This window comes from Micromonospora sp. Llam0 (assembly GCF_003751085.1).
Lineage (GTDB): Bacteria > Actinomycetota > Actinomycetes > Mycobacteriales > Micromonosporaceae > Micromonospora_E.
Map to the genome: position 1 here is coordinate 837,008 of NZ_RJJY01000001.1, position 22,078 is coordinate 859,085.

16 protein-coding genes are annotated in these 22,078 nt (G+C 71.2%); 11 read left to right on the top strand and 5 right to left on the bottom strand.

Annotation, left to right across the window (positions count from 1 at the left end; translation table 11 throughout):
- Positions 1-47: 47 nt before the first annotated feature.
- Positions 48-905, bottom strand: a complete 858-nt coding sequence (locus EDC02_RS03850; RefSeq protein WP_233605722.1) for a pyrimidine reductase family protein — start codon at positions 903-905, stop codon at positions 48-50.
- A gap of 148 nt (positions 906-1,053) precedes the next feature.
- Here EDC02_RS03850 and EDC02_RS03855 point away from each other — a divergent pair, with 148 nt between their 5' ends.
- From EDC02_RS03855 to EDC02_RS03900, 10 genes are all read left to right on the top strand, one after another.
- Positions 1,054-1,599 (top strand): plasmid pRiA4b ORF-3 family protein, encoded by a 546-nt coding sequence (locus EDC02_RS03855; protein WP_123600758.1) that lies wholly within the window; start codon positions 1,054-1,056, stop codon positions 1,597-1,599.
- A 314-nt stretch (positions 1,600-1,913) separates the two neighbouring features.
- Entirely contained in the window at positions 1,914-3,215 is a 1,302-nt protein-coding gene (locus tag EDC02_RS03860) for an ABC transporter substrate-binding protein (RefSeq protein ID WP_123600759.1), read from the top strand.
- 137 nt (positions 3,216-3,352) lie between these two features.
- Positions 3,353-4,339: a carbohydrate ABC transporter permease gene (locus tag EDC02_RS03865; RefSeq protein WP_123600760.1), complete on the top strand. Its 987-nt coding sequence runs from the start codon at positions 3,353-3,355 to the stop codon at positions 4,337-4,339.
- A gap of 6 nt (positions 4,340-4,345) precedes the next feature.
- A complete protein-coding gene (locus EDC02_RS03870; RefSeq protein ID WP_233605723.1) occupies positions 4,346-5,245 on the top strand; it encodes a carbohydrate ABC transporter permease in 900 nt (299 codons plus the stop codon).
- Complete coding sequence (locus EDC02_RS03875; protein ID WP_123600761.1) at positions 5,242-6,663, top strand: GH1 family beta-glucosidase; 1,422 nt, start codon at positions 5,242-5,244, stop codon at positions 6,661-6,663. The genes EDC02_RS03870 and EDC02_RS03875 overlap by 4 nt, the downstream gene beginning before the upstream one ends.
- Positions 6,664-6,750: 87 nt before the next feature.
- Entirely contained in the window at positions 6,751-7,797 is a 1,047-nt protein-coding gene (locus tag EDC02_RS03880; RefSeq protein WP_123600762.1) for a LacI family DNA-binding transcriptional regulator, read from the top strand.
- Between the two features lie 210 nt (positions 7,798-8,007).
- Positions 8,008-8,862, top strand: a complete 855-nt coding sequence (locus EDC02_RS03885; RefSeq protein WP_123600763.1) for an amino acid-binding protein — start codon at positions 8,008-8,010, stop codon at positions 8,860-8,862.
- 135 nt (positions 8,863-8,997) lie between these two features.
- Positions 8,998-10,065, top strand: a complete 1,068-nt coding sequence (locus tag EDC02_RS03890; protein ID WP_123600764.1) for a GNAT family N-acetyltransferase — start codon at positions 8,998-9,000, stop codon at positions 10,063-10,065.
- 520 nt (positions 10,066-10,585) lie between these two features.
- Entirely contained in the window at positions 10,586-12,928 is a 2,343-nt protein-coding gene (locus EDC02_RS03895) for a glycoside hydrolase family 9 protein (protein ID WP_199757797.1), read from the top strand.
- A 156-nt stretch (positions 12,929-13,084) separates the two neighbouring features.
- Positions 13,085-14,269, top strand: a complete 1,185-nt coding sequence (locus tag EDC02_RS03900) for a low temperature requirement protein A (RefSeq protein ID WP_158632043.1) — start codon at positions 13,085-13,087, stop codon at positions 14,267-14,269.
- Positions 14,270-14,375: 106 nt separating this feature from the next.
- Here EDC02_RS03900 and EDC02_RS03905 read toward each other — a convergent pair whose 3' ends face one another.
- The gene (locus EDC02_RS03905) at positions 14,376-15,170 is read right to left on the bottom strand and encodes a lysozyme (protein WP_123600767.1); all 795 of its coding nucleotides are present in this window, start codon (positions 15,168-15,170) and stop codon (positions 14,376-14,378) included.
- Between the two features lie 33 nt (positions 15,171-15,203).
- Positions 15,204-16,391, bottom strand: coding sequence for a S8 family peptidase (locus EDC02_RS03910; protein WP_123600768.1), 1,188 nt, complete (start codon positions 16,389-16,391; stop codon positions 15,204-15,206).
- Positions 16,392-16,648: 257 nt separating this feature from the next.
- On the opposite strand from EDC02_RS03910, the gene EDC02_RS03915 reads away from it, so the two are divergent.
- Entirely contained in the window at positions 16,649-20,842 is a 4,194-nt protein-coding gene (locus tag EDC02_RS03915) for an AAA family ATPase (protein ID WP_123600769.1), read from the top strand.
- A 40-nt stretch (positions 20,843-20,882) separates the two neighbouring features.
- Here EDC02_RS03915 and EDC02_RS41265 read toward each other — a convergent pair whose 3' ends face one another.
- Together EDC02_RS41265 and bioB are read right to left on the bottom strand one after the other, a co-directional pair.
- Positions 20,883-21,083: a hypothetical protein gene (locus EDC02_RS41265; protein ID WP_123600770.1), complete on the bottom strand. Its 201-nt coding sequence runs from the start codon at positions 21,081-21,083 to the stop codon at positions 20,883-20,885.
- Positions 21,080-22,075 carry a biotin synthase BioB gene (gene bioB / locus EDC02_RS03925; protein WP_123600771.1) on the bottom strand — a complete coding sequence of 332 codons (996 nt, stop codon included), beginning with the start codon at positions 22,073-22,075 and terminating at the stop codon, positions 21,080-21,082. Before bioB ends, EDC02_RS41265 begins: the two co-directional genes overlap by 4 nt.
- Positions 22,076-22,078 lie beyond the last annotated feature (3 nt).

A 22,078-nucleotide genomic window follows, 5' to 3' on the forward strand; every position in this document is an offset into this window, starting at 1 on the left:
GGCCGAATTCCCCGGTGGTGGGTTTCGGTCGACCGGATCCGCCGCCTTCAGGTGATCGTGTCCTTACTTGTGGTGACCGTCGATGGTGGTCGGGTCGGCCCGGGCGTAGCGGCCCGGGTGTAGCGGAGCAGCAGCGTGCCGTCGTCGGCGACCAGCACCTGGCCCAGCCGTAGCTGCCGCACCGGGCTGGCCGGACCCGCGCTGATCCGGCCGGCACCGGCGCCGGCGAGCAGTGGGGAGACCGTCAGACAGAGCTCGTCGACCAGGTCGGCGGCGGTCAGCGAACCGAGCAGCACCGGGCCGCCCTCGCAGAGCAGCCGACGGTGGCCGCGGGCACGCAGCTGGCTCAGCCCGGCGGTCAGGTCGAGGGCGCGCTCGCCGGCCGGGACGATCTCCGCGACCCGGGCCAGTCGACGTCGCCGGTCGGCCGGCGCGTCGGTCGTGGTGAGCACGATCGGCCGCGCCGGTGCGTCGGCCAGGGCCGGTTGGTCCGGGTCGAGATCGAGCGAGGCGGAGACGACGACCAGGGTGGGGTGGGTGGGTAGACCGTGCTGCCGGCGCCAGCGGCGGCGCCGGTCGTCCAGCCGCAGCGCCCGGTACTGCTCCTGGCGCAGGGTGCCGGCACCGACCAGCAGCGCGTCGCAGAGCATCCGCAGTACGCCGAAGACCCGCTTGTCCGCGCGTCCGGACAACCCGGCGGACCGGCCGGCCACCGCGACCGCCCCGTCCACGCTGGTCACGAAGTTCACCCTGAGGTGATCGTGGGCCGCGACGGCGTACGCCTCGATCAGGGCTGGGTCGTCCAGCGCGGACCCGGCCGGCTGTGGCCCGAACCTGCGGACCGGCGGGTCCGGTGCCGACGGGTCCAGAGCCGGCATGTCCGGGGCCGGTGGGTGGTCGGTCACTCGCCGGCCGGACCGGTGACCGGTGGGGTCGGAGCGGGGGTACGGTGCTGGCAGTCGCGCCAGTTACCACCCCGACACCCATCGTGCTGGCCTCTCCGGCACGCAGCGCAGATCATGGGTTCGAGCCTAGGTCAGAGAAAGGGCGGCCATGCCCCGTCAGATCTTCCACCTGCTGGTCACCCTGTCCGACATCGCGCCGCCGGTATGGCGCCGCGTCCAGGTGCCGGGCGGGTACACGCTCGACCGGGTGCACCGGGTGATTCAGCACGCGATGGGCTGGCGCGACTGCCACCTGCACTCGTTCGAGATCAACGGAGCACAGTACGGCGAGCCGGATCCGGCCGGCGAACTGCTGCTGCGTGACGAACTGGACACCCGGTTGGACGCCGTGGCCACCAAGGGGGCCCGGTTCCGCTACACGTACGACTTCGGTGACTGGTGGGAGCACGACGTCGTCGTCGAGGACGTCACCGCGCCCGAACCGGACGTGCGCTATCCGCTCTGTGCCGACGGGGACCAGGCGTGCCCCCCGGAGGACGTCGGTGGTGCCTTCGGGTACACCGAGTTCCGGGCGGCGATCGCCGATCCGGCGCATCCGCGGCACGCCGAGATGGCCGACTGGGTGAGCGCGACGTTCGATCGGTTCGGGTTCGACCCGGCGCGGGTCACCACCCTGCTGCGCCGGCTGACCTGACCACCAGGCGGCCTGACCACCCGGTCGGCCGGGCCGACCCGAATCTGACCCGGGAGCACCCGGGATCCGGCAGTAACGAAATGGGAACGCTCCCATCGGCCCCTTGACACCTCCGAAACCTCCCGGCAATCTCATGGGAGCGCTCCCGGCCGGGGTGAGTGAGATCCACGTCACTTGCTTGACCAACCGCGGAGCGCGGTCGTGCAGTGCCCGCTCCCCGGCGACGGACCCCTTTCGCCAACGCAGTTCCCGTTGTCGCGGCGGACACCACACGGTCACCCCCCACCACGAAAGCGACCTTGAGAGGGGTCAGGATGAGCGTCACGCTCCGGCGGTACGCCGCAGTCGCACTCGCCTCCGCTGTCATGTTGACGGCCACGGCCTGCGGCTCCGACGACGCCGATTCAGATCCGGACGGCCCGATCACCCTGGTCGTCGACATCTTCGGCGACGCAGGCTTCGGATACGACGAGTTGATCGAGCAGTACGAGGCCGACAACCCGAACGTCACTGTCCAGCAGCGAGGCGTGGGCCTCGGCCTCGGCGACTACAACACCCGACTCACCCAGCAGATCACCGCCGGCTCCGGCGCCGGGGACGTGGTGGCGATCGAAGAGGGCACGATGTCGCAGTTCTTCGCCCAGGCCGACAAGTTCGTCGACCTCGGTGAGCACGGCGCCAACGAGCTCGAGGGCAACTTCCTGCCGTGGAAGTGGGAAGCCGGCGTGCTGCCCGACGGCAAGGTGCTCGGCCTCGGCACCGACGTCGGCGGGATGGCGCTGTGCTACCGCTCGGACCTGTTCGAGGCGGCGGGTCTGCCGACCGACCGGGAAGAGGTCGGCGCGCTCTGGTCGAGCTGGGACGACTTCATCGAGGTCGGCCAGGAGTTCAAGGAGGCCACGCCGGACAAGGCGTTCGTCGACTCGGCGACCAGCTTCTACAACCTGGTGCTGAGCCAGATCGCCGGTGCGGGCACCGGGTACACCTACTACGACACGGGCAACCAGTTCGTGATGGAGAGCAACCCGGACGTGAAGGCGGCGTTCGACCTCACCACCGACATGATCGAGGCCGGGCTGTCGAACAACCTGCAGTCGTTCTCCAACGAGTGGAACGCCGGCTTCAAGAACGCGACCTTCGCCACCATCGCCTGCCCGGCCTGGATGACCGGTGTCATCGAGGGCCAGGCCGGCCCGGAGGCCGCCGGCAAGTGGGACATCGCCAAGGCGCCGGGTAACGGCGGCAACTGGGGCGGTTCGTTCCTGGCGGTGCCGACCTCCAGCAAGTACCAGGCCGCCGCCGCCGAGTTGGTCAAGTACCTGACCAGCCCGGATGGCCACATCGCCGCCTTCGAAGCGGTCGGCAACCTGCCGTCCTCGCCGCAGGCGCTGGCCGACCCGAAGGTCGCCGAGGCGGTCAACGAGTACTTCTCCGACGCCCCGACCGGCGAGATCTTCGCCGCCGGTGCCAGTGAGCTCAAGCCGGTCTACCTCGGCCCGAAGAACCAGGCGGTCCGTACCGCGGTGGAGAACGCACTGCGGGCGGTCGAGCAGGGCCAGTCGCCGGACGAGGGGTGGCAGGACGCCATCACGAACGGCACGGCCGCCGGCCGGTAAAGCGGTGTGACAAACGGGTGAGATGGCGCCGGCAGGACCTGCCGGCGCCATCTCACCCGCCGCGTCGCGGTGCCAGCGGCGCGTTGACCTCCCTGGCCGACGTCGGCCGGCCGCCGTACAACTGAAGGACTTTCCCGATGAGCCTGGAGCTAGACACCCCCGCGTCGGCGCAGCCGCGCGGCCACCGGGCGGGTCCGGCCGGCGGTGGGGCGGCCCGGCGCCGCTCGCTGACCCGACTGGACCTCAGACTTTCCCCCTACCTCTACGTCCTGCCGTTCTTCGTGATCTTCGCGATCTTCGGCGTCTACCCGATCGTCTACACCGTCTGGATCGCGCTGACCGACCGGTCGCCGCTCAACGCCGAGATCACCTTCGTCGGCCTGGACAACTTCGTCCGGCTGATCACCGACGACCCGCAGTTCTGGAACGCCGTCTACAACACGTTCGGCATGTTCCTGATGTCCACCGTCCCGCAGTTGCTGATCGCGCTGATGCTGGCCAACGCGCTGAACCGGCGAATCAAGGGACAGACATTCTTCCGGCTGGCCATCGCCATGCCGATCATCACCTCGACCGCGGTCGTCGCGCTGATCTTCTCCATGATCTACGCGCGGGACTTCGGCCTGGTCAACTGGTTGCTGTCGCTGTTCGGCGTCGAACCGGTCGACTTCCGGGCGAGCAAGCTCGGGTCCTGGTTCGCCATCTCCACCATGGTCGACTGGCGGTGGATCGGCTACAACGCGCTGATCTACCTGGCCGCGATGCAGGCGATCTCGAAGGACATGTACGAGGCCGCCGCGCTCGACGGTGCCTCGCGGACCCGGCAGTTCTGGTCGATCACCGTGCCGCAGCTGCGACCCACCATCATCTTCACCCTGATCATCTCGACGATCGGCGGACTGCAGCTGTTCACCGAGCCGCTGCTGTTCACCAGCGGACCCGGCGGCATCTCCGGCGGTTCCCAGGGTCAGTTCCAGACGATCACCATGTATCTGCTCGACGTCATGAACCAGCGGTTCCAGTGGGGCTACGCGGGCGCCGTATCGCTGCTGCTCTTCCTGCTCATCGCGTTCATGTCGCTGGTCAACTATCTGCTGGCCCGCCGGATCAGCTCGGACAAGTGAGGCGCGATGACCACCGCAACCCTGCAACCCGTGGCCAACAAGCCCAAGCGCGGCAAGGGCCCGTCGTCGACCTCGGAGCGGCTGTTCAAGGCGAGCCCGTTGACCTGGTTCGGCCTGATCCTGGGCGTGCTCCTGTCGTTCTTCCCGTTCTACTGGATGATCGTCATCGCGTCGCGGACCAACGACGCCGCCAACGCCTGGCCGCCGCCGTTCCTGCCCGGCGGCAACCTCGGTGAGAACATCGGCCGGGTGCTCGCCAATCAGGACGCCAACATCCTCAAAGGGCTGATGAACTCGGTCCTGGTGTCCGGCACCATCACCGTGGCGACCGTCTTCTTCGGCTCGCTCGCCGGCTTCGCCTTCGCCAAACTGCGCTTCCGGGGCAAGAACGCGCTGCTGCTCGTCGTGCTCGCCTCGATGATGATCCCGATCCAGCTCGGCGTTCTCCCGCTCTACATCCTGATGTCCGAGCTCGGCTGGCTGAACCGCATGCCGTCGGTGATCGTGCCGTTCCTGATCGGCGGCTTCGGGATCTTCATGATGCGGCAGTACGCCGAACAGGCGGTGCCCAACGAGTTGATCGAGGCGGCCCGGGTGGACGGCTGTTCCACCTGGCGGATCTTCTGGCATGTGGTCGTGCCGGCGCTGCGCCCGGCGGCGGCGGTGCTCGGTCTGCTGACCTTCATGGAGCAGTGGAACCAGTTCTTCTGGCCGTTCGTGGTCCTCGCCGACCCGACCAACCCGACGGTGCAGATCTCCCTGCGCAGCCTGAACTCGGCGTACTTCGCCGACAATTCCCAGATTTTCGCGGGAACGCTGATCGCGACGCTCCCGCTGTTCGTTGTATTCATCCTCTTCGGCCGCCAGATCATCGGCGGCATCATGGAAGGCGCCGTCAAGTCGTGACCAAAGCAGCAAGTCCGCAGACCGCCGAGTTCCGCGAAGGCTCCGGGCAGCTACTCTTTCCACCCGGTTTCCTCTGGGGTGCCGCCACCGCGGCGTACCAGATCGAGGGCGCAGCGAACATCGACGGCCGCAAGCCGTCCATCTGGGACACCTTCAGCCACACTCCGGGCAAGGTGCTCGGCGGGGACAGCGGGGACGTGGCCTGCGACCACTACCACCGTTACCGCGAGGACGTCGGGATGATGGCCGAGCTCGGCCTCAGGTCGTACCGGTTCTCGGTGTCCTGGCCACGGGTGCAGCCCGACGGGTCCGGCGCGGCCAACCAGGCCGGGCTGGACTTCTACCGTCGGCTGGTCGACGAGCTGCTGGCCCAGGGCATCGAGCCGTGGCTGACCCTCTACCACTGGGATCTGCCGCAGCCGCTGGAGGACGCCGGCGGGTGGCCGGCCCGGGACACCGCGGCCCGGTTCGCCGACTACGCGGAGCTGGTGCACGGGGCGCTAGGTGACCGGGTGCGGTACTGGACCACGCTCAACGAGCCGTGGTGCTCGTCCTTCCTGGGGTACGGCTCGGGCGTGCACGCCCCCGGGATCACCGACGGTGCCGACTCGGTCCGGGCCGCCCACCACCTGATGCTCGGCCACGGTCTGGCGGTGCAGGCGATGCGCGCGGCCCGGCCGGACCACGACTTCGGCGTCACGCTCAACCTGTACGCGGTGTCGCCGGAGACGGACTCGGCGGTCGACGTCGACGCGGCCCGGCGCATCGACGGTCTGGCCAACCGGATCTTCCTGGACCCGATCCTGCTCGGGCGGTACCCGCAGGACGTGGTGGCGGACCTGGAACCGGTGACCGATCTGGCCCACGTCCGCGAGGGCGACCTGGACGTCATCGCCACCCCGCTGAACGTGCTCGGCATCAACTACTACAGCCGGCACGTGGTCAGCGGCGCGCCGGCGCCGGACGGGGCCGACGAGCCGTCCTGCTGGCCGGGTAGCGAGCGGATCCGATTTGTCACCCGGGGGCTCCCGGTGACCGACATGGGGTGGGAGGTCGACGCCCCCGGCCTGGTGGAGGTGCTGCGCCGGGTCAACGGCGAGTACCCCGAGGTGCCGATCTACATCACGGAGAACGGCTCGGCCTACGTGGACGACGTCGTCAACGACAAAGTCGATGATCCGGACAGGTTGGCCTATTTCGACGCTCACCTGCGCGCCTGTCACGAGGCAATCTCCCACGGAGTGCCGGTGCGGGGCTACTTCGCATGGTCTTTGATGGATAATTTCGAATGGGCCTGGGGCTATTCGAAGCGCTTCGGCATGATCCACGTCGACTACGACACCCAGCTTCGAATCCCCAAGTCGAGCGCCAGGTGGTACGCCGATGTGATCCGACGTAACGGTCTGGCCGCACAATAGGCGTGGTCAGCCAGCAATAACGGGCCGCGCGGCGCCGGTTCCCCGCCGGGACCGGCGCCGGCGGCCCAAGGGTCGGAGGAACAGACGATGACAACCCAGCGCACCCGGTCACTCGGGCGGCCCACCCTCGACGCGGTCGCCGCGCGTGCCGGGGTAGGCCGGGGCACGGTGTCCCGTGTCGTCAACGGTTCGCCGCAGGTCAGCCCCGAGGCGCGGGCAGCGGTGCAGCAGGCGATCGCCGAGCTGGGGTACGTGCCGAACCGGGCAGCCCGGGCGCTGGTCACCCAACGGACCGACTCGGTCGCGCTGGTGGTCTCCGAATCCGAGGAGCGGGTCTTCGGTGAACCCTTCTTCGCCGGGATCGTCCGGGGCATCAGCTCCGGGCTGCTCGACACCCCGATGCAGCTCTGGCTGGCCATGGCCCAGTCACCCGCCGAACGGGAGCGGGTCGAGCACCATCTGACCAACCAGCACGTCGACGGCGTGCTGCTGCTGTCGCTGCACGACGCGGATCCGCTGCCGACCCTGCTCGAACAGCGCGGTCTGCCCAGCGTTCTGGGCGGGCGGCCGGCCCGGATGCTGCATCCGGACGCGCGTCCGGCCTACTTCGTCGACGTCGACAACGCCGGTGGCGCCCGGTTGGCGGTCGAGTACCTGCTGGCCGGCGGCCGGCGGCGGGTCGCCACCATCGCCGGCCCGCAGGACATGGGGGTCGGCGTCGCCCGGTTGACCGGCTACCACGAGGCGATTCGGCACAGCGGCCCACCGGGTGGCGAATCCCTGGTGGCGTACGGCGACTTCAGCGAGGGCAGCGGCACCGCGGCGATGCGCCAGCTGCTGGAGCGCCATCCCGATCTGGACGCGGTGTTCGTCGCGTCCGACCTGATGGCCTGCGGCGCTCTGCGGGCGTTGCGTGAGGCCGGCCGCCGGGTGCCCGACGACGTGGCGGTGGTCGGTTTCGAGGACGCCCCGATCGCCCGGCAGTCCGATCCGCCGTTGACCACCGTCTTTCAGCCGGTGGAGGAGATGGGCCGGCAGATGGCCCGACTGTTGCTGTCCCGGATCCGGCACGACGAGCTGCAGGTCCCGTACGTCCTGCTGGAGACTCACATGGTGGCCCGCGACTCGGCCTGATCGTGCGTCGGCCTGATCGTGCGTCGGCCTGTCAGCGACTCCGCCCGACCGGGTGAAGATCATCCGAACGGGTGATGGTGCAGCGTGTCCAACCCTGTTCTCCAGCGGTTTTCCTGCCGAGTCATGTCATCGCAACAGGGATGAAATGGTCATCGGGCAGGCTGGTTCTCGACCGGGGGAGGGGCCGGCCTGCGCTACGGGAGGACTGACATGTTGCTGAGGGTTCGCGTGACCCTGCCGGACCGGCCCGGTGCACTCGGCCAGGTGGCCCGCACGCTCGGTGTCGCGGGCGCCGATATCGTCCAGGTGACCGTCCTGGAGCGGCTGGGCGGTCGGGCGGTGGACGACTTCACCGTGGTGTGGCCGGGCGCCGCCCGGGTCGACCGGCTGCTCGCTGGACTGGCCGCGATTCCCGGCGTACAGGTCGACGGCGTCTGGCGGGCGATCGGTACTCCGGTGACCGGAGGTCAGGACGCCGAACTGCTCGCCCAGGTCGCCGCCAACCCGGTTGACGGCCTGGCCACGCTGGTTGACGCGGTGCCAGGGCTGCTGGCAGCCGACTGGGCGGCCGCGGCCGTGGTGCCGGCCGACTGGGCGATCCGCAGTGCGTCCCGGCCGCCGGCCGGCGCCGCCACGGCGCAGTCCGCCGGGCTGGCCGGGCCGGCTCCGACGCCCGGTGCGGAGTCGCGGTTCGACGGTGGCCAACTGCCCGACGATGACTTCATGACCGGCCTGACCGTGCCGGTGGACGAGCCTCCTACGGGCGGCGAACCGGCCGTCGCCTACGCGAGTTGGCGGGCGCCGGTGCCGCTGCGGCTGCCTGAGGTCACTCCGTTGCGGGCCCGGCCGATGGATGGCCCGGACGGGGTGCGGTACGCCTCGGTGCCGTTCGGCCGGGCCGGTCTGGTGCTGATCGTGTCCCGGGTCGACGGGGACGGCCTGCCGGCGGCCGCGTTCCACGTCACCGAGGTGGACCGGATCGCGCAGCTGGTCCGGGCGGCGACGGTGATCCTGGGCGACCGGTTGGATCTGGTGACCGCCGATCCGGTCGCCGCCAGAAGGTGAGACGCAGGTCGCAGACGGCACCGCGAGAAGTCACCGCCGGGCAACCTGAGGGAAACAGCGCGGCGGCAAGGTAGGAAACGGGCGCAGTGCGGCGCTGACCAAGCGGGCACCGAGCACCTGGGGAGAGGAGCAGCCATGGCGCTGTGGCGGATCAGAGCGACGGTCGACGACCGGCCGGGCTACCTGGCCGTGCTGACCGCCAGCCTGGCCTTGCGCGCGGTCAACATCCTCGCCGTCCAGGTGCACACCACCGAGGCCGGTGCGGTCGACGATTTTCTCGTCGACGCGCCCGACGCGATGACCGAAAAAGATCTCGTCGCCGCCGTGGAGCGTGGCCGGGGCCGGGACGCCTGGGCCGCCCGAGCCGAGGCCCGGGGCCTGGCCGACCAGCCCACCCGGGCGCTCGCCCTGGCCAACCGGCTGGTCCGCGATCCGGAGGCGCTCGGTGACGTGCTGCGTACCCTGCTCGGTGCCGGCTCGGTGACCTGGCGGCCGGCGCCAGCTTCGCAGGTGGCCGCCCGGTCGACGGACACGATGCGGCTGCCGGATCCGGCCGGTGGCTGCTACGACGTCGTCCGGCGGGAGCCGAGCTTCACCCCGGCCGAGTTCGCCCGGGCGCAGGCCCTGGTCGAGTTGGCGGCGGCGGTCAACCGGCGGACCGGCGATCAGGTGACGCTGATGATGCCGGACGGTGCCGAGTTGCTGCTGCGACCGGCGGTCTCCGACGATCTCAACGCGCTGCACGCGATGGTGGACCGGTGCTCGCCGGAGAGCCGTACGCCCGGTCTTCTCGGCCGACCGCCCGAGGTCGTCGCCGCCCGGCTGCGGCGGATGCTGGAACAGCCCCGGGGGGTGCTGCTGGTCGCGGTCGACTCCAGCGCGGCGGCGGACCGGATCGTCGGTGCCGGGCAACTGATCGTCGAGGGTGCGCTCGGCGAGGTCGGCCTGCTGGTCGAGGACGGGTGGCGTCGGCGTGGCGTCGGCACGGCGCTGCTGCGCCGGCTGGCCGGCCACGCCGGTCGGACCGGGCAGGCGGCGTTGGTGGCACACGTCGCCGCCAATGATCTCGGCATGCTGCGTACCCTGGCCCGGCTGCACCGGCCGGGTCCGGTCGAGCGCGACGGGGAAATGATGAGCGTCACGGTGCCGTTGGTCGATCGGCCGGTCGACATCTCGGCACCGACTCCCGCCACCACGACCTAAGCGGTTGCCCCGACGTCCCGGTCCTGGTGCGGGTCCGGTGCGTTGGACGCGAGGTCCCGGGTGGCACGGCGGGGTCTCCTCCTGTAGGACGGCAGGAGGAGACCCCGCCCCTTTGCCTGTGTCGGTTGGTCGTGGATACGGGCTTCCCAAAGCCGGGCCGAGGCGGTTAAATCAGCGGTACGCGTGACGATCGCTCCTTGTCGATGGGAGCGCTCCCATCGCGTCGGTGCCGACTGGCGCCGTGACCCCGGTGAACCATCAGCCCAGAAGAAACCATCAGCCCAGAACCATCAACCGCCATCTACCGGCTGGCCCCGCACCCCACCGGCAGGGCCGGCCGCTGACCGCCGCGACCGCGCGACCGGTATGAGGCGAGGGGCGGATGCGCCCACATCCGCCCCTCGGTGTCCTCCACGACGCGTTGCCGCGCGCGGCTCCACGGACAGGAGCGAGTGTAGTGCGCGCAGACAATCGGCCGGCCGGCCGGACCCGTTGGCGGCGCAGGCTGGCGGCCACCGGCATGGCCATCCTGCTCACCGCCGCAGCCGCGACGGCCGCAGTCCCGCGGCCCGGCGCCGCTGCGGCGCCACCGTTCAACTACGGGGAGGCGCTGCAGAAGTCGCTGCTGTTCTACGAGGCGCAGCAGTCCGGGCCGCTGCCGCAGTGGAACCGGGTCTCCTGGCGGGCGGACTCGGCACTCGACGACGGGGCGGACGTCGGCCTCGACCTCACCGGCGGCTGGTACGACGCCGGGGACCATGTCAAGTTCGGTTTCCCGATGGCCTTCACCACCACCATGCTGGCCTGGGGTGCGGTCGAGTACCGGGCCGGCTACACCAGCTCCGGGCAGCTGCCGCACCTGCTGAACAATCTACGGTTCGTCAACGACTACTTCATCAAGGCGCATCCGTCGCCCAACGTGCTCTACGGCCAGGTCGGCAAGGGCGACGACGACCACAAGTGGTGGGGTCCGGCCGAGGTGATGCCGATGGCGCGTCCGGCGTACAAGATCGATGCCAGCTGTGGCGGTTCGGACCTGGCGGCTGAGACGGCGGCCGCGATGGCCGCGTCGTCGATGGTCTTCCGACCCACCGACCCGGCGTACGCCGACATCCTGGTCGGTCACGCCCGGCAGCTCTACACCTTCGCCGACACCGTGCGCAAGGCGTACCACGAGTGCATCACCGACGCGACCAGCTTCTACCGGTCGTGGAGCGGATACCAGGACGAACTGGTCTGGGGCGCCATCTGGCTGCACCGGGCCACCGGCGAGGCGTCCTACCTGGCCAAGGCCGAGGCCGAGTACGACGACCTGGGCACCGAGCCGCAAACCGACACCCGGGCCTACAAGTGGACCCTCGCCTGGGACAACAAGCAGTTCGGCGGGTACGTGCTGCTGGCCAACCTGACCGGCAAGCAGAAGTACGTCGACGACGCCAACCGGTGGCTGGACTACTGGACCGTCGGGGTCAACGGCGAGAAGGTGCGTACCTCACCGGGCGGGATGGCGGTCCTCGACACCTGGGGCGCGCTGCGCTACGCCGCGAACACCGCCTTCGCCGCGCTGGTCTACAGCGACAACATCACCGACCCGACCCGCCGGACCCGCTACCACGACTTCGCCGTCCGGCAGATCGACTACGCGCTCGGCGACAACCCGCGCAACTCCAGCTACGTGATCGGGTTCGGCGACAACTCGCCGCGTAACCCGCACCACCGCACCGCACACGGCTCCTGGTGGGACAGCATGCAGGTGCCCGAGCAGACCCGGCACGTGCTGTACGGGGCGTTGGTGGGCGGTCCGTCCGCGCCGGACGACGCCTACACCGACCGCCGCGACGACTACGTCATGAACGAAGTCGCCACCGACTACAACGCCGGCTTCACCTCCGCGCTGGCCCGGCTGCACCAGGAGTACGGCGGCACGCCGTTGCCGGACTTCCCGCAGCCGGAGACGCCGGACATCGACGAGATCTCCGTCGAGACGACGATCATGCAGAACGAGACCCGGTCGACCGGGGTCAAGGTGATGATCTACAACAAGTCGGCGTTCCCCGCCCGGGCGTTGACCGGCGCGACGTTGCGGTACTACTTCGTCCGGGACGGTGCGGGTGCGCTGCAGGTGAGCAGCCCGTACAGCCAGGGGTGCCCGAAACCCACCGAGGCCCGGCAGCACTCGGGTGACCTGTGGTACGTCGAGGTCGACTGCTCCGGCCACACCATCGCGCCGGCCGGTCAGTCGGCGCACCGGATGGAGGTGCAGTTGAAGATCGGGGTGGCCGAGGGCGGCACCTGGGACCCGGCGAACGACCCGTCCTACCAGGCTGCCGCCGGGCCGAACCGGGCGGTCCCGCTCTACGAAGCGGGCACGCTGATCTGGGGACAGGAGCCGGATGGTCCGTCACCGTCGCCCACCCCCACGCCGTCGGTCTCGCCGTCCCCGTCCCCGTCCCTCTCGCCCACCCCGTCGCCGTCGGTCCCGCCGACTCCGAGTCCGACTCCGACCGGGTCACCGTCGCCCACTCCGACCGGCGGCCCGCCGGTGCTCGGCTGCCGGGTCGACTACACCACCAACGACTGGTCCACCGGGTTCACCGGATCGGTGACGATCACCAACACCGGTGCGTCGACGATCGACGGGTGGACGCTGCGGTTCGCGTTCCCGGGCAGCCAGCAGGTGACCCAGGGCTGGTCGGCCAGTTGGTCGCAGAGCGGCAACCAGGTCAGTGCCGGCAACGCGGCCTGGAACGGCAGCCTGGCGCCGGGCGCGAGCACCAGCATCGGCTTCAACGGCACCCACTCCGGCAGTAACCCCCGGCCGACCTCGTTCACGGTGAACGGCCTGGCCTGTACGGCCGGTTGATCTCGGCTGGTTGACCTGCGGTGACCGGCCCAGACACGGCAGGGCCGGTCACCGCGATCGGGTCGGTGACGGCAGACCGAAGCCGTACGATAAGACCGATATGTCGCTCAATTGGTCTGTCGGTGCCGGCCGGTCGGCCCGTTACCCGGTGCGGTCGTGACGGCGGCCGGTGACCCGCGCAGCCTGCTCCGTGGCGAGCAGGCACCGCGGCGCGCCACCTTCCTGGAGCTGTACTTCGACCTGGCCTTCGTGGTCGCACTCGCCCTGCTGTCGGAGACCCTGGCGGAGCACCTGAGTCCGCTGGGCGTCGTCGAGGCGGCGATCCTTTTGCTGGCCGTCTGGTGGGTGTGGGTGGTGACCACCCTGGTCACCGACCTCTACAACCCGCAGAGCCGGGCCATCAGGGTGGTCACGGTCGGGATCATGTTCGGCGTCCTGCTGATGGCGGCGGCTCTGCCGGCAGCGTTCGAGGACCGCGCGGCCATCTTCGCCGGCGCGTACGTGGCGATCCATCTGGGCCGTGGCCTGTTCTTCTTCGTCGCGCTGCACGACCAGATGGCCCGGCAGCGCGCGGTGCGGATCTGGGGCTGGTTCGCCGTCTCGGCGGTTCCCTGGCTGGCCGGTGCGCTGGCCGACGGGACCGCCCGGGTGGCGCTCTGGGGTGTCGGGCTGGCCATCGACTACACGGTCTTCGCGCTCGGCTATCCCGCACCCCGCCGAGGGCGAATCCCGGCAGCCCAGTTCAACCCGACCGCCGAGCACCTGGCCGAGCGGTACCACCAGTTCTTCATCATCGCCCTGGGCGACATCATCCTGGTGGCCGGGCTGGCGTCGAGCCGTAGCGAGGTCACCCCGGTCAGCGCCGCCGGGTTCGTCGTGGCCTTCGCCAGCGCGACCATCCTGTTCCGGATCTACGTGCACTGCGCCGGGGCGCGGCTGACCGACGCGATCGAGGCCGCCCGCGACCCGGGGCGGTTCACCCGTTCCGCGCCGTACACCCATCTGCTGATGATCGCCGGCGTGGTGGCCACCGCGACCAGCGCGAAGTTCATCATCGAACACCCGACCGACCCGGTTCCGGTCAACTGGCTGACCATCATGATCGGTGGACCGGTCATCTTCCTGCTGGGCCGCAGCAGGCTCGAGTACGAGGTGTTCGGCCGGGTCGCCTGGCCGCTGCTGGCGGGTGTGCTCCTGCTGGCGTTGACCGTGCCGGCGCTGCTGGCCGGACCGGCGTTGCTGGTCGCGATCTGCGCCAACCTGGTGCTGTCGGTGATCATCCTGTTCGACCTGGCGCTGCGCGGTCGGCGCAACCCGGTGCCGCCCGCTCCGCCGCTGTGACCACCGGCGCCGCCCCGGGTGACGGCCGCCCCGCCGGGGGTGCCGGGCCGGGCAGGTCGCTGGCCCCGGCCGGACCGGATGGTCCAGCCGGGGCCAGCGAGCAGGGTCAGCCGTTGTTGGCCAGCGCCACCAACCGGGCGCGGGTGCCGTTCCAGTGGTTGCGGTCGACCGCGCCGGAGACGCCGGGGACGCTACCGCTGGCGGTGTACTGCCAGAACGACCAGTACGGCGCGCCGGCCGGCAGGGTGCCAGGGCTGCTCGCCCACCGGGCCAGCCACAACGGGTGGTTGCTCCACGGTCCGGTCCAGTTGCCGGTGCAACTGCTCCACCAACTGGTGGTGGTGTAGATGACGGCGTACCGCCCGGTGCGCGACCGGTAGGTGTTCAGGAAGCTGCTTATCCAGTTCCGCATCGCCGACTGGCTCAGCCCGTAGCACATCGCGCCGTACGGGTTGTGCTCGATGTCCAGCGCGGCCGGCAGGGTCCGACTGTCCGCCGACCAGGCGCCGCCGTTGCTGGCCAGGTAGTTGGCCTGGACCGAACCGGAGGACCGGTCCGGCAGCGCGAAGTGGTACGCACCCCGGATCACCCCCGCGTTGTACGCGGCGACGTAGTTGGTGTTGAACCGGGGATCCTTGTAGCTGGTGCCCTCGGTGGCCTTGATGTAGGCGAACTCGATGCCGCTGTTGCGCACGCTGGTCCAGTTGATCGATCCCTGCCAGTGCGAGACGTCGATGCCCGGGGTGGTGGCCGCCTGCGCCGGTGCCGCGGTGCCGGCGACCAGCGCGGCGGTGGTCAGGATCAGCGTCAGGCCGGTGGCCAGCAGCCGGCGGCCGGTGCCGCGGCGGTCGGTGGTGTTGCCGGTACGGGTGTGCGGGTGCGCGCTGAGGGTCGTTGCCATCGTCTGTTTCCTTCTCACGGGTCGGTCCGGCGGTCAGCCGGCGCAGTAGACGAGACGGTTCGGGCTGCCCGCCCCGGGGTCGGTGATGACACCGGTGGTGGCGTTGCGGACCAGGTAGTTTCCGACCTGCGCCGCGCTCCACGAGGGGTTCCTGGCGGCGACCAGTGCCGCGCAGCCGGTGACGTGCGCGGTCGCCATCGAGCTGCCGCTGAGTACCCGGATCGCCGAGTTGTCGGTGTGCCAGGTCGAGGTGATGCTCGCCCCGGGTGCGAACAGGTCCAGGCAGGAGCCGTAGCTCGACGAACTCATCCTGGCGTCGGTGATCGTCGTACCGGCGACGGTCAGTGCCTCCGGCACCCGAGCCGGTGAGGTGTTGCAGGCACTGGTGTTGGAGCCGCCGGCCGCCACCGCGTACGTCACGCCGGATTGGATCGAGTTGACGACTGCGGCATCCAGCGTGCTGCTGGCACCGCCGCCGATCGACATGTTGGCGACCGCGGGTTTGATCGCGTTGGCGGTCACCCAGTCGATTCCGGCGATCACCCCGGAGATCGACCCCGAGCCGCTGCAGCTGAGTACCCGTACCGGCACCAGTTGGACGGCCTTCGCGACGCCGTACGCCTTGCCGCCGATCGTTCCCGCGACGTGCGTGCCGTGGCCGTTGCAGTCGTCGGCCGGTCCACCGTCGATCACGTCGAAACCGGTGCTGACCCGGCCGAAGAGGTCGCTGTGGGTTCGGTGGATACCGGTGTCGATGACGTAGGCGTGGACGTTGGGTGCGGTGGTGGGATAGGCGTAGCGGTTGTCCAGCGGCAGATTGCGCTGGTCGATCCGGTCCAGTCCCCAGGACGGCGGGTTCAGTTGGACGCCGGCGGTCAACGGCGCGACGGTGTGGTCCTGCTCGACGTAGGCGACGGCCGGGTGGGCGGCCAGCCGGCGGGCGGCGGTGGCGCTCATCCGGGCGGTGAAGCCCTCGACGGCGGTGTCGAACACATGCTGCACGTCAGCGCCGTACCGGTCGGCGAGCCGCCGGGCCGTCGGCGCGGTGGCCGCGGCGTCGTCCAGCACCACGATGTAGCTGTCCGGGATGGCGGTGGTGCCACCGGCCCGGCGGATCTCGCCGAGTGGTCCGGCGGCCTGGGCCGCTGCCGGCCAACTGACCAGCGCCAGCAGCGCGGCCAGCCCAGCGGTGAGAGTTTTCCGGGTTGCGGAAATGGTCACAGGACGTCCCCTTCGACAGGTCTGGCCCGCCCCGCCCGCCTCGACGGCGGGTGGGCCGAGCTTCACCCCCTACTCTCTTGCTAGGAGTAGTCGTCTAGATACCCATCATCATGGATATCTAGTTGACGTTATGGTGCCGTCGGGATGCATGACGCGGCGGGTCGCGGTCGGCGACTGCCGCGTTGCGGCGCGTCTTCGCCGCTCGTCGGCCCGGCTGCTGTTCACTGTGCAACGACGCATGGGCGAGGAGGACGGGCATGGCCGATCAGGACGGTGCCGCTGCGGGCGACGCCGACGGTGCCGGCTCGGGCTATGCCGGACGGGACGGCGACGCCACGGCGCGGGCCCGACGCGGAATCCGTGACTGGGTCCGCGCCGCCGCACGGCGTTCCGGGGCAGGACTGAGCGACGCCACCCCGTACGGCATCCTCGCCTTCCTCACCGCCTCGGCGCTGGCGCCGATCGCCGCCGGGATCGGCTCCAACGGACTGCTCGCCGCAGCCGTCGAACAGCTCGGCCAGATCGGCGGCGGCTACCTGTCCGACGCACTGGTCGACACCGCCGACCGGATGCGCGGCCGGCGGGCCACCGAGGCACAGTGGCGCGAGGCGCTGGCCGAGGAGCTCCTGGACAGACTCGCCGACGAAGGGGAACAGTCCCAGGCGATCCGCGCCGAACTCGGTGAGCTGCTGCGGGGTATCGACGCGGTCGAAGTGGCGCTGGCCACCGCGGCCGAGACCGACGCGCAGCTGCGCGACGACCTCGCCGCCACGTTCCAGGCCCTCGGCCACGACGTCGGCGCGCTGCGGTGGATGCTGACCGACGTCCACCGCGTGCTCGGCGAGATCCGCCGCGAACTGGCGAAACGCAGCCATGAGCAGCGCGTCGAGATGGACCGGGTACGCCGGCAACTGCTCACCATCACCCAGCTGAGCAGCCGGGTGCAGGCACCCGCCGAACCGCAGGTGGAACCGGACCGGTCAGCCCCTGGGCCGGACGCGACCGACGACCAGGTGTGCCCGTTCCCCGGCCTGGCCGCCTTCGAGCCGGAGGACGCGCCCTGGTTCCACGGCCGGCAGGAGCAGACCGCGCAGGTGCTCAGCCGCCTCGCCGAGCAGGCGGTGGGCGGTCCACCGCTGATCGTCACCGGGGTGTCCGGGGTCGGCAAGTCGTCGGTACTGCGCGCCGGGGTGCTGCCGGCGATCGCCGCCGGTGCGCTCGGTCCGGCGGACCGGTGGCCATGGCTGCTGATGACACCTGGCGCCCGGCCGTTGGACGAGCTGGTCGACCGTACGCTCGTCGCCGCCGGCGCGGACGCCGCGGACCTGCCGGCGTCGCGGGTGCACGCGGCCCCGGAGCTGTTCGGTGCGCTCGCCGCCCGGGCCGCGCCCGCCGACGGTCGGCTGGTGATCGTGGTGGACCAGTTCGAGGAGCTGTTCACCGAGTGCGCCGACCCGGCCCACCGGCTGGCCTTCGTGACCGCGCTGGCCGCCGCCGCCCCGGCCGTCGTGGTGATCGCGGTCCGCGCCGACTTCTACGCCGACTGCGCCGAACTGCCGCCGCTGGCACATGCACTGGCCGCCGGACATCTGGTCCTCGGTCGAATGGACGCCGACCAACTGCGTCGCGCGGTGACCGAGCCGGCGACGCGGGCCGGCCTGGAGATCGAACCCGGGCTGGTCGAGCTGCTGCTCACCGACTTGAACGCGACGGCACCGGCCGGCTACGACCCGGGGGCGCTGCCGCTGCTGGGCCACGCGCTGCGGGCGACCTGGCAGCGGCGCGACGGGCGGCGGCTGACCGTGGCCGGCTACCGGGCCACCGGCGGGATTCGCCGCGCCGTCGCCGAATCGGCCGAACGGATCCACCTCGACCTGCAACCCGCCGGCCGCGCCGCGCTGCGGACCGCGATGCTGCGCCTGGTCACCGTCACCGACACCGGGGCGGTGGCCCGCCGTCGGGGCGCCAGCCGGCTGTTCGACGCCGACCTGCTGTCCCGGCTGGTCCGGGCCAGGCTGGTCACCGTCGCCGCCGACACCGTCGAGATCAGCCACGAGGCGCTGCTGACCAACTGGCCGCGCCTGGACAGCTGGCTCGCCGAGGCACGGGACGAACTGATCCGGCGGCAGCGGCTGACCGTCGCCGCCGAGGACTGGCGGACCGCCGGCCGCGATCCCGACCTGCTGTTGCGCGGCACCCGGCTGGCGCTGGTGCGGGACCAGGTCGACCGCGACGACCTGTCCGCGACGGAGGTCGACTTCCTGTCCGCGAGCGTGGCCGCCACCGAGGCCGCCGAACTGGCCCGGCTGCGCGGCGTACGGCGGCTGCGCCGGCTGACCGTGGGTCTCGCGGCGGCGCTGCTGCTCGCCGTCGCCGGCGGGCTGGTCGCGGTGAACCGGCAGGCCGCCGCCGAGGACCAACGCCGGCAGGCGACTTCCCGACAGCTGGCCGCCGAGTCGCAGATCGCCGCGGCCGCCGACGACGACCTGCTCGCCGTAGGCAGGGCGCTGGACGCCTGGGACCAGGCACCCACCGTCGAGGCGTACGGTGCGCTGCTGTCCGCGCAGGCGGCGGGGACGATCGGGCCGTTGGGCACCGGGCCCGGCGGGCTGTCCACCGCGGTCAGCCCGGACGGCACGGTGGCGGCGGTGGGACACCAGGACGGTCTGGTCCGGCTCTGGGACGTCGCCACCCTGCGCCAGCGCGACGTCGAACTGCGACACGCCACCGACGCCGGCGTGGTGTCCCTGGCCTTCTCCCCGGACGGCCGGTTCCTCGCCTCCGGCTCGTTCAGTAGGGACGGCGTCCGGATCTGGGACGTGACGACCGGTCAGCTGCGGCACACCCTGCCGGCGGTCGGCGCGCTCGGCTGGCTGCCCACCGGCGCCACCGTCGTCGCCGGACGACTCGGCGCCGACCTGTCGCCCGAGCTGCAGATCGGCGGCTGGTCGGCGACCACCGGCGAACTGCGGTGGTCGCTGCCGACCGGGATGCTCGGCTACGACCTGACCGTCAACGCCGACGGTACGCTGCTGGCCGTCGCCAACCCCACCGACGGTGACACCCAGGTCTGGCGGCTGACCGGCCGGACCCTGATCCGGACCTTGCCCGCCGCCCAGCAGGTGGCCTTCGGTCCGGACGACGTACTGGTGACCAGCGGACCCGACGGGGCTTTGAACAGCTGGTCGGTGACGTCCGGCGAGCGCACCGCCCTGCAAGCCGGGCCGTTTCGCGCCGCGGTGCCGCTCGCCGTCACCCCGGACGGCTCGCTGCTGACCACCGGTGGGTGGCGCACCGGTCGGATCGACAGTTGGGCGTTGAGTACGGGGGTGGTCTCCTCGGCCTTCACCGGCTACGTCGGCCGGGTCGTCGCCGACGTGGCGGTGGCCGCCGACGGCCGGACCGTCGCCGTCACCGGACCGGACGCCCCGACCGTGCTGTTCCGGCGCACCGGGGTGCTGCTGCGGCATCCGCAGTCGGTTCAGTTCGTCGCGGTCGACCCGGCGGCGGACCGGGCGGTCACCGCCGCCGGCGACGACGTGGTGCGGATCTGGGATCTGGGCACCCGCGCGGTGCGGGCGACCGTCCGCGCCTCTGACACCGTCACCGGGGTCGCGGTCGCCGGTGACGGCACGTTCGCCGTCAGCACCGCCGGCAGCGGTATGCTGCGTTACACCGTCGCCGGTGAGCTGGTCGCGCACGGCACCGCCGCCGGGCGGGACGGCTGGACGACCAGACATCCGGCGTACTCGCCGGACGGACGGCTGCTCGCCGTCGCCGTACTCGACCCGGCGGGCGAGCACGACGGGGTGCTGGTCTGGCGGCTGGACCGGGACGCCGAGCCGACCTTCCTGCCGACCGGTGGCGCGGTGAGCGCGCTGGGCTTCGGCGCTGACGGGAGCACGCTGCTGGCGACCGCCAACCAGGGTGTGGTGAGCAGCGACGAGGCGGTGACCGGGGCCGAGCTCAGATCGTGGCACGCCGCCGACCTGTCCGGCAGGGACCGGGCGGTCATCGCGGACCTTCAGCTCACCGGCCTCGCGGTCAGCCCGGACGGAGACCTGGTCGCGGTGGCCCGCAGCAACGGTCAGGTCGAGCTGCGGACCGTCGCCGGACTCGACCTGGTCGGCACAGTGGACATCCCCACCACCAGGCTGTCCGGGGTGGCCTTCAGCCCAGACGGCGAACGGCTGGTCACCACCGCCGTTAGCGACGACCTGGTCCGGGTGTGGCAGGTCGACGGCGGCACGTTGACGGCGGTGCTCGTCGGGCACGTCGACAACGTCAACGCGATCACGTTCACCCGCGACGGGCTGCTGGTCAGCGGTTCGACCGACACCTCGGGCCAGGTGTGGGACCTCGACCCGGACCGGGTCGCGGCCCGACTTTGCGAGGTGGCGACGCCGGCGGCCAGCGCGGTCGGCGACGAGCCGCCGCGTCGGTGCCGCTGACGGGTACGGCCCAGCCGCCGGGGCGGCCCAGCCGGGCCGGTCAGCTCGGCCGGACCTCGCCGTGCTCGACGCACCGCGCCGACCAACCGGCCGGCAGCACCTGCACCTTCATCCGCCGTCGGCACCTGGTACAGAAGCGGGGCGGCTCCCAGGCCCGCGCCGCCGCGCAGCCGTCGTGGTTGCCGGTGCCCGTCCCGGCACCGCACCGGTCGCACCAGATCGCCTCCACGCCGACTCTCAGATCGTCGCGGACAGCGCCTTGACCGGCATCTTCAGGTCGTCCAGCAGCGCCAGGTCCTCCGTCGCCGGGCGCCCCAGAGTCGTCAGATAGTTGCCGACGATCACCGCGTTGATGCCGCCGAGCAGCCCGTCCCGGGTGCCCAGATCGCCGAGAGTGATCTCCCGGCCGCCGGCGTACCGCAGAATTGTTCGTGGCATCGCCAGCCGGAAGCCGGCGATTGCGCGCAACGCGTCCCGGGCGTCGACCACCGGACGGTCGCCCAGCGGCGTACCGGGCCGTGGGTTGAGGAAGTTCAGCGGCACCTCGTGCGGGTCGAGGGCGGCCAGCTGCGCGGCGAACTCGGCCCGCTGCTCGATCGTCTCACCCAACCCGAGGATGCCGCCACAGCACACCTCCATACCGGAGTCGCGCACCATCCGCAGCGTCTCCCACCGCTCCTCGAAGCTGTGCGTGGTCACCACGTTCGGAAAGTAGGAGCGGCAGGTCTCCAGGTTGTGGTTGTACCGGTGCACCCCCATGTCGACCAGTTCGTCGACCTGCTCCCGGGTCAGCATCCCGAGCGACGCCGCGACCTGGATGTCCACCTCGGCCCGGATCGCGGCGACACCCTGCCGCATCTGCCGCATCAGCCGGGCGTCCGGCCCCCGCACCGCCGCCACGATGCAGAACTCGGTGGCCCCGGTCGCCGCCGTCTGCCTCGCCGCCTCGACCAGCGACGGGATGTCCAGCCACACCGCCCGTACCGGCGAGGTGAACAGGCCGGACTGGGAGCAGAAGTGGCAGTCCTCCGGACAGCCGCCGGTCTTGAGCGAGACGATCCCCTCCACCTCGACCTCCGGCCCGCACCAGCGCATCCGCACCTCGTGGGCGAGTTGCAGCGCGGCCGGGACCTGCTCGTCGGGCAGCCGCAGCACGGCGAGGACCCCGGCCTCGTCCAGGCCGACGCCACGCTCCAGGACTTGGGCGCGGGCTAGGTCGAGGATGTCGGACATGGT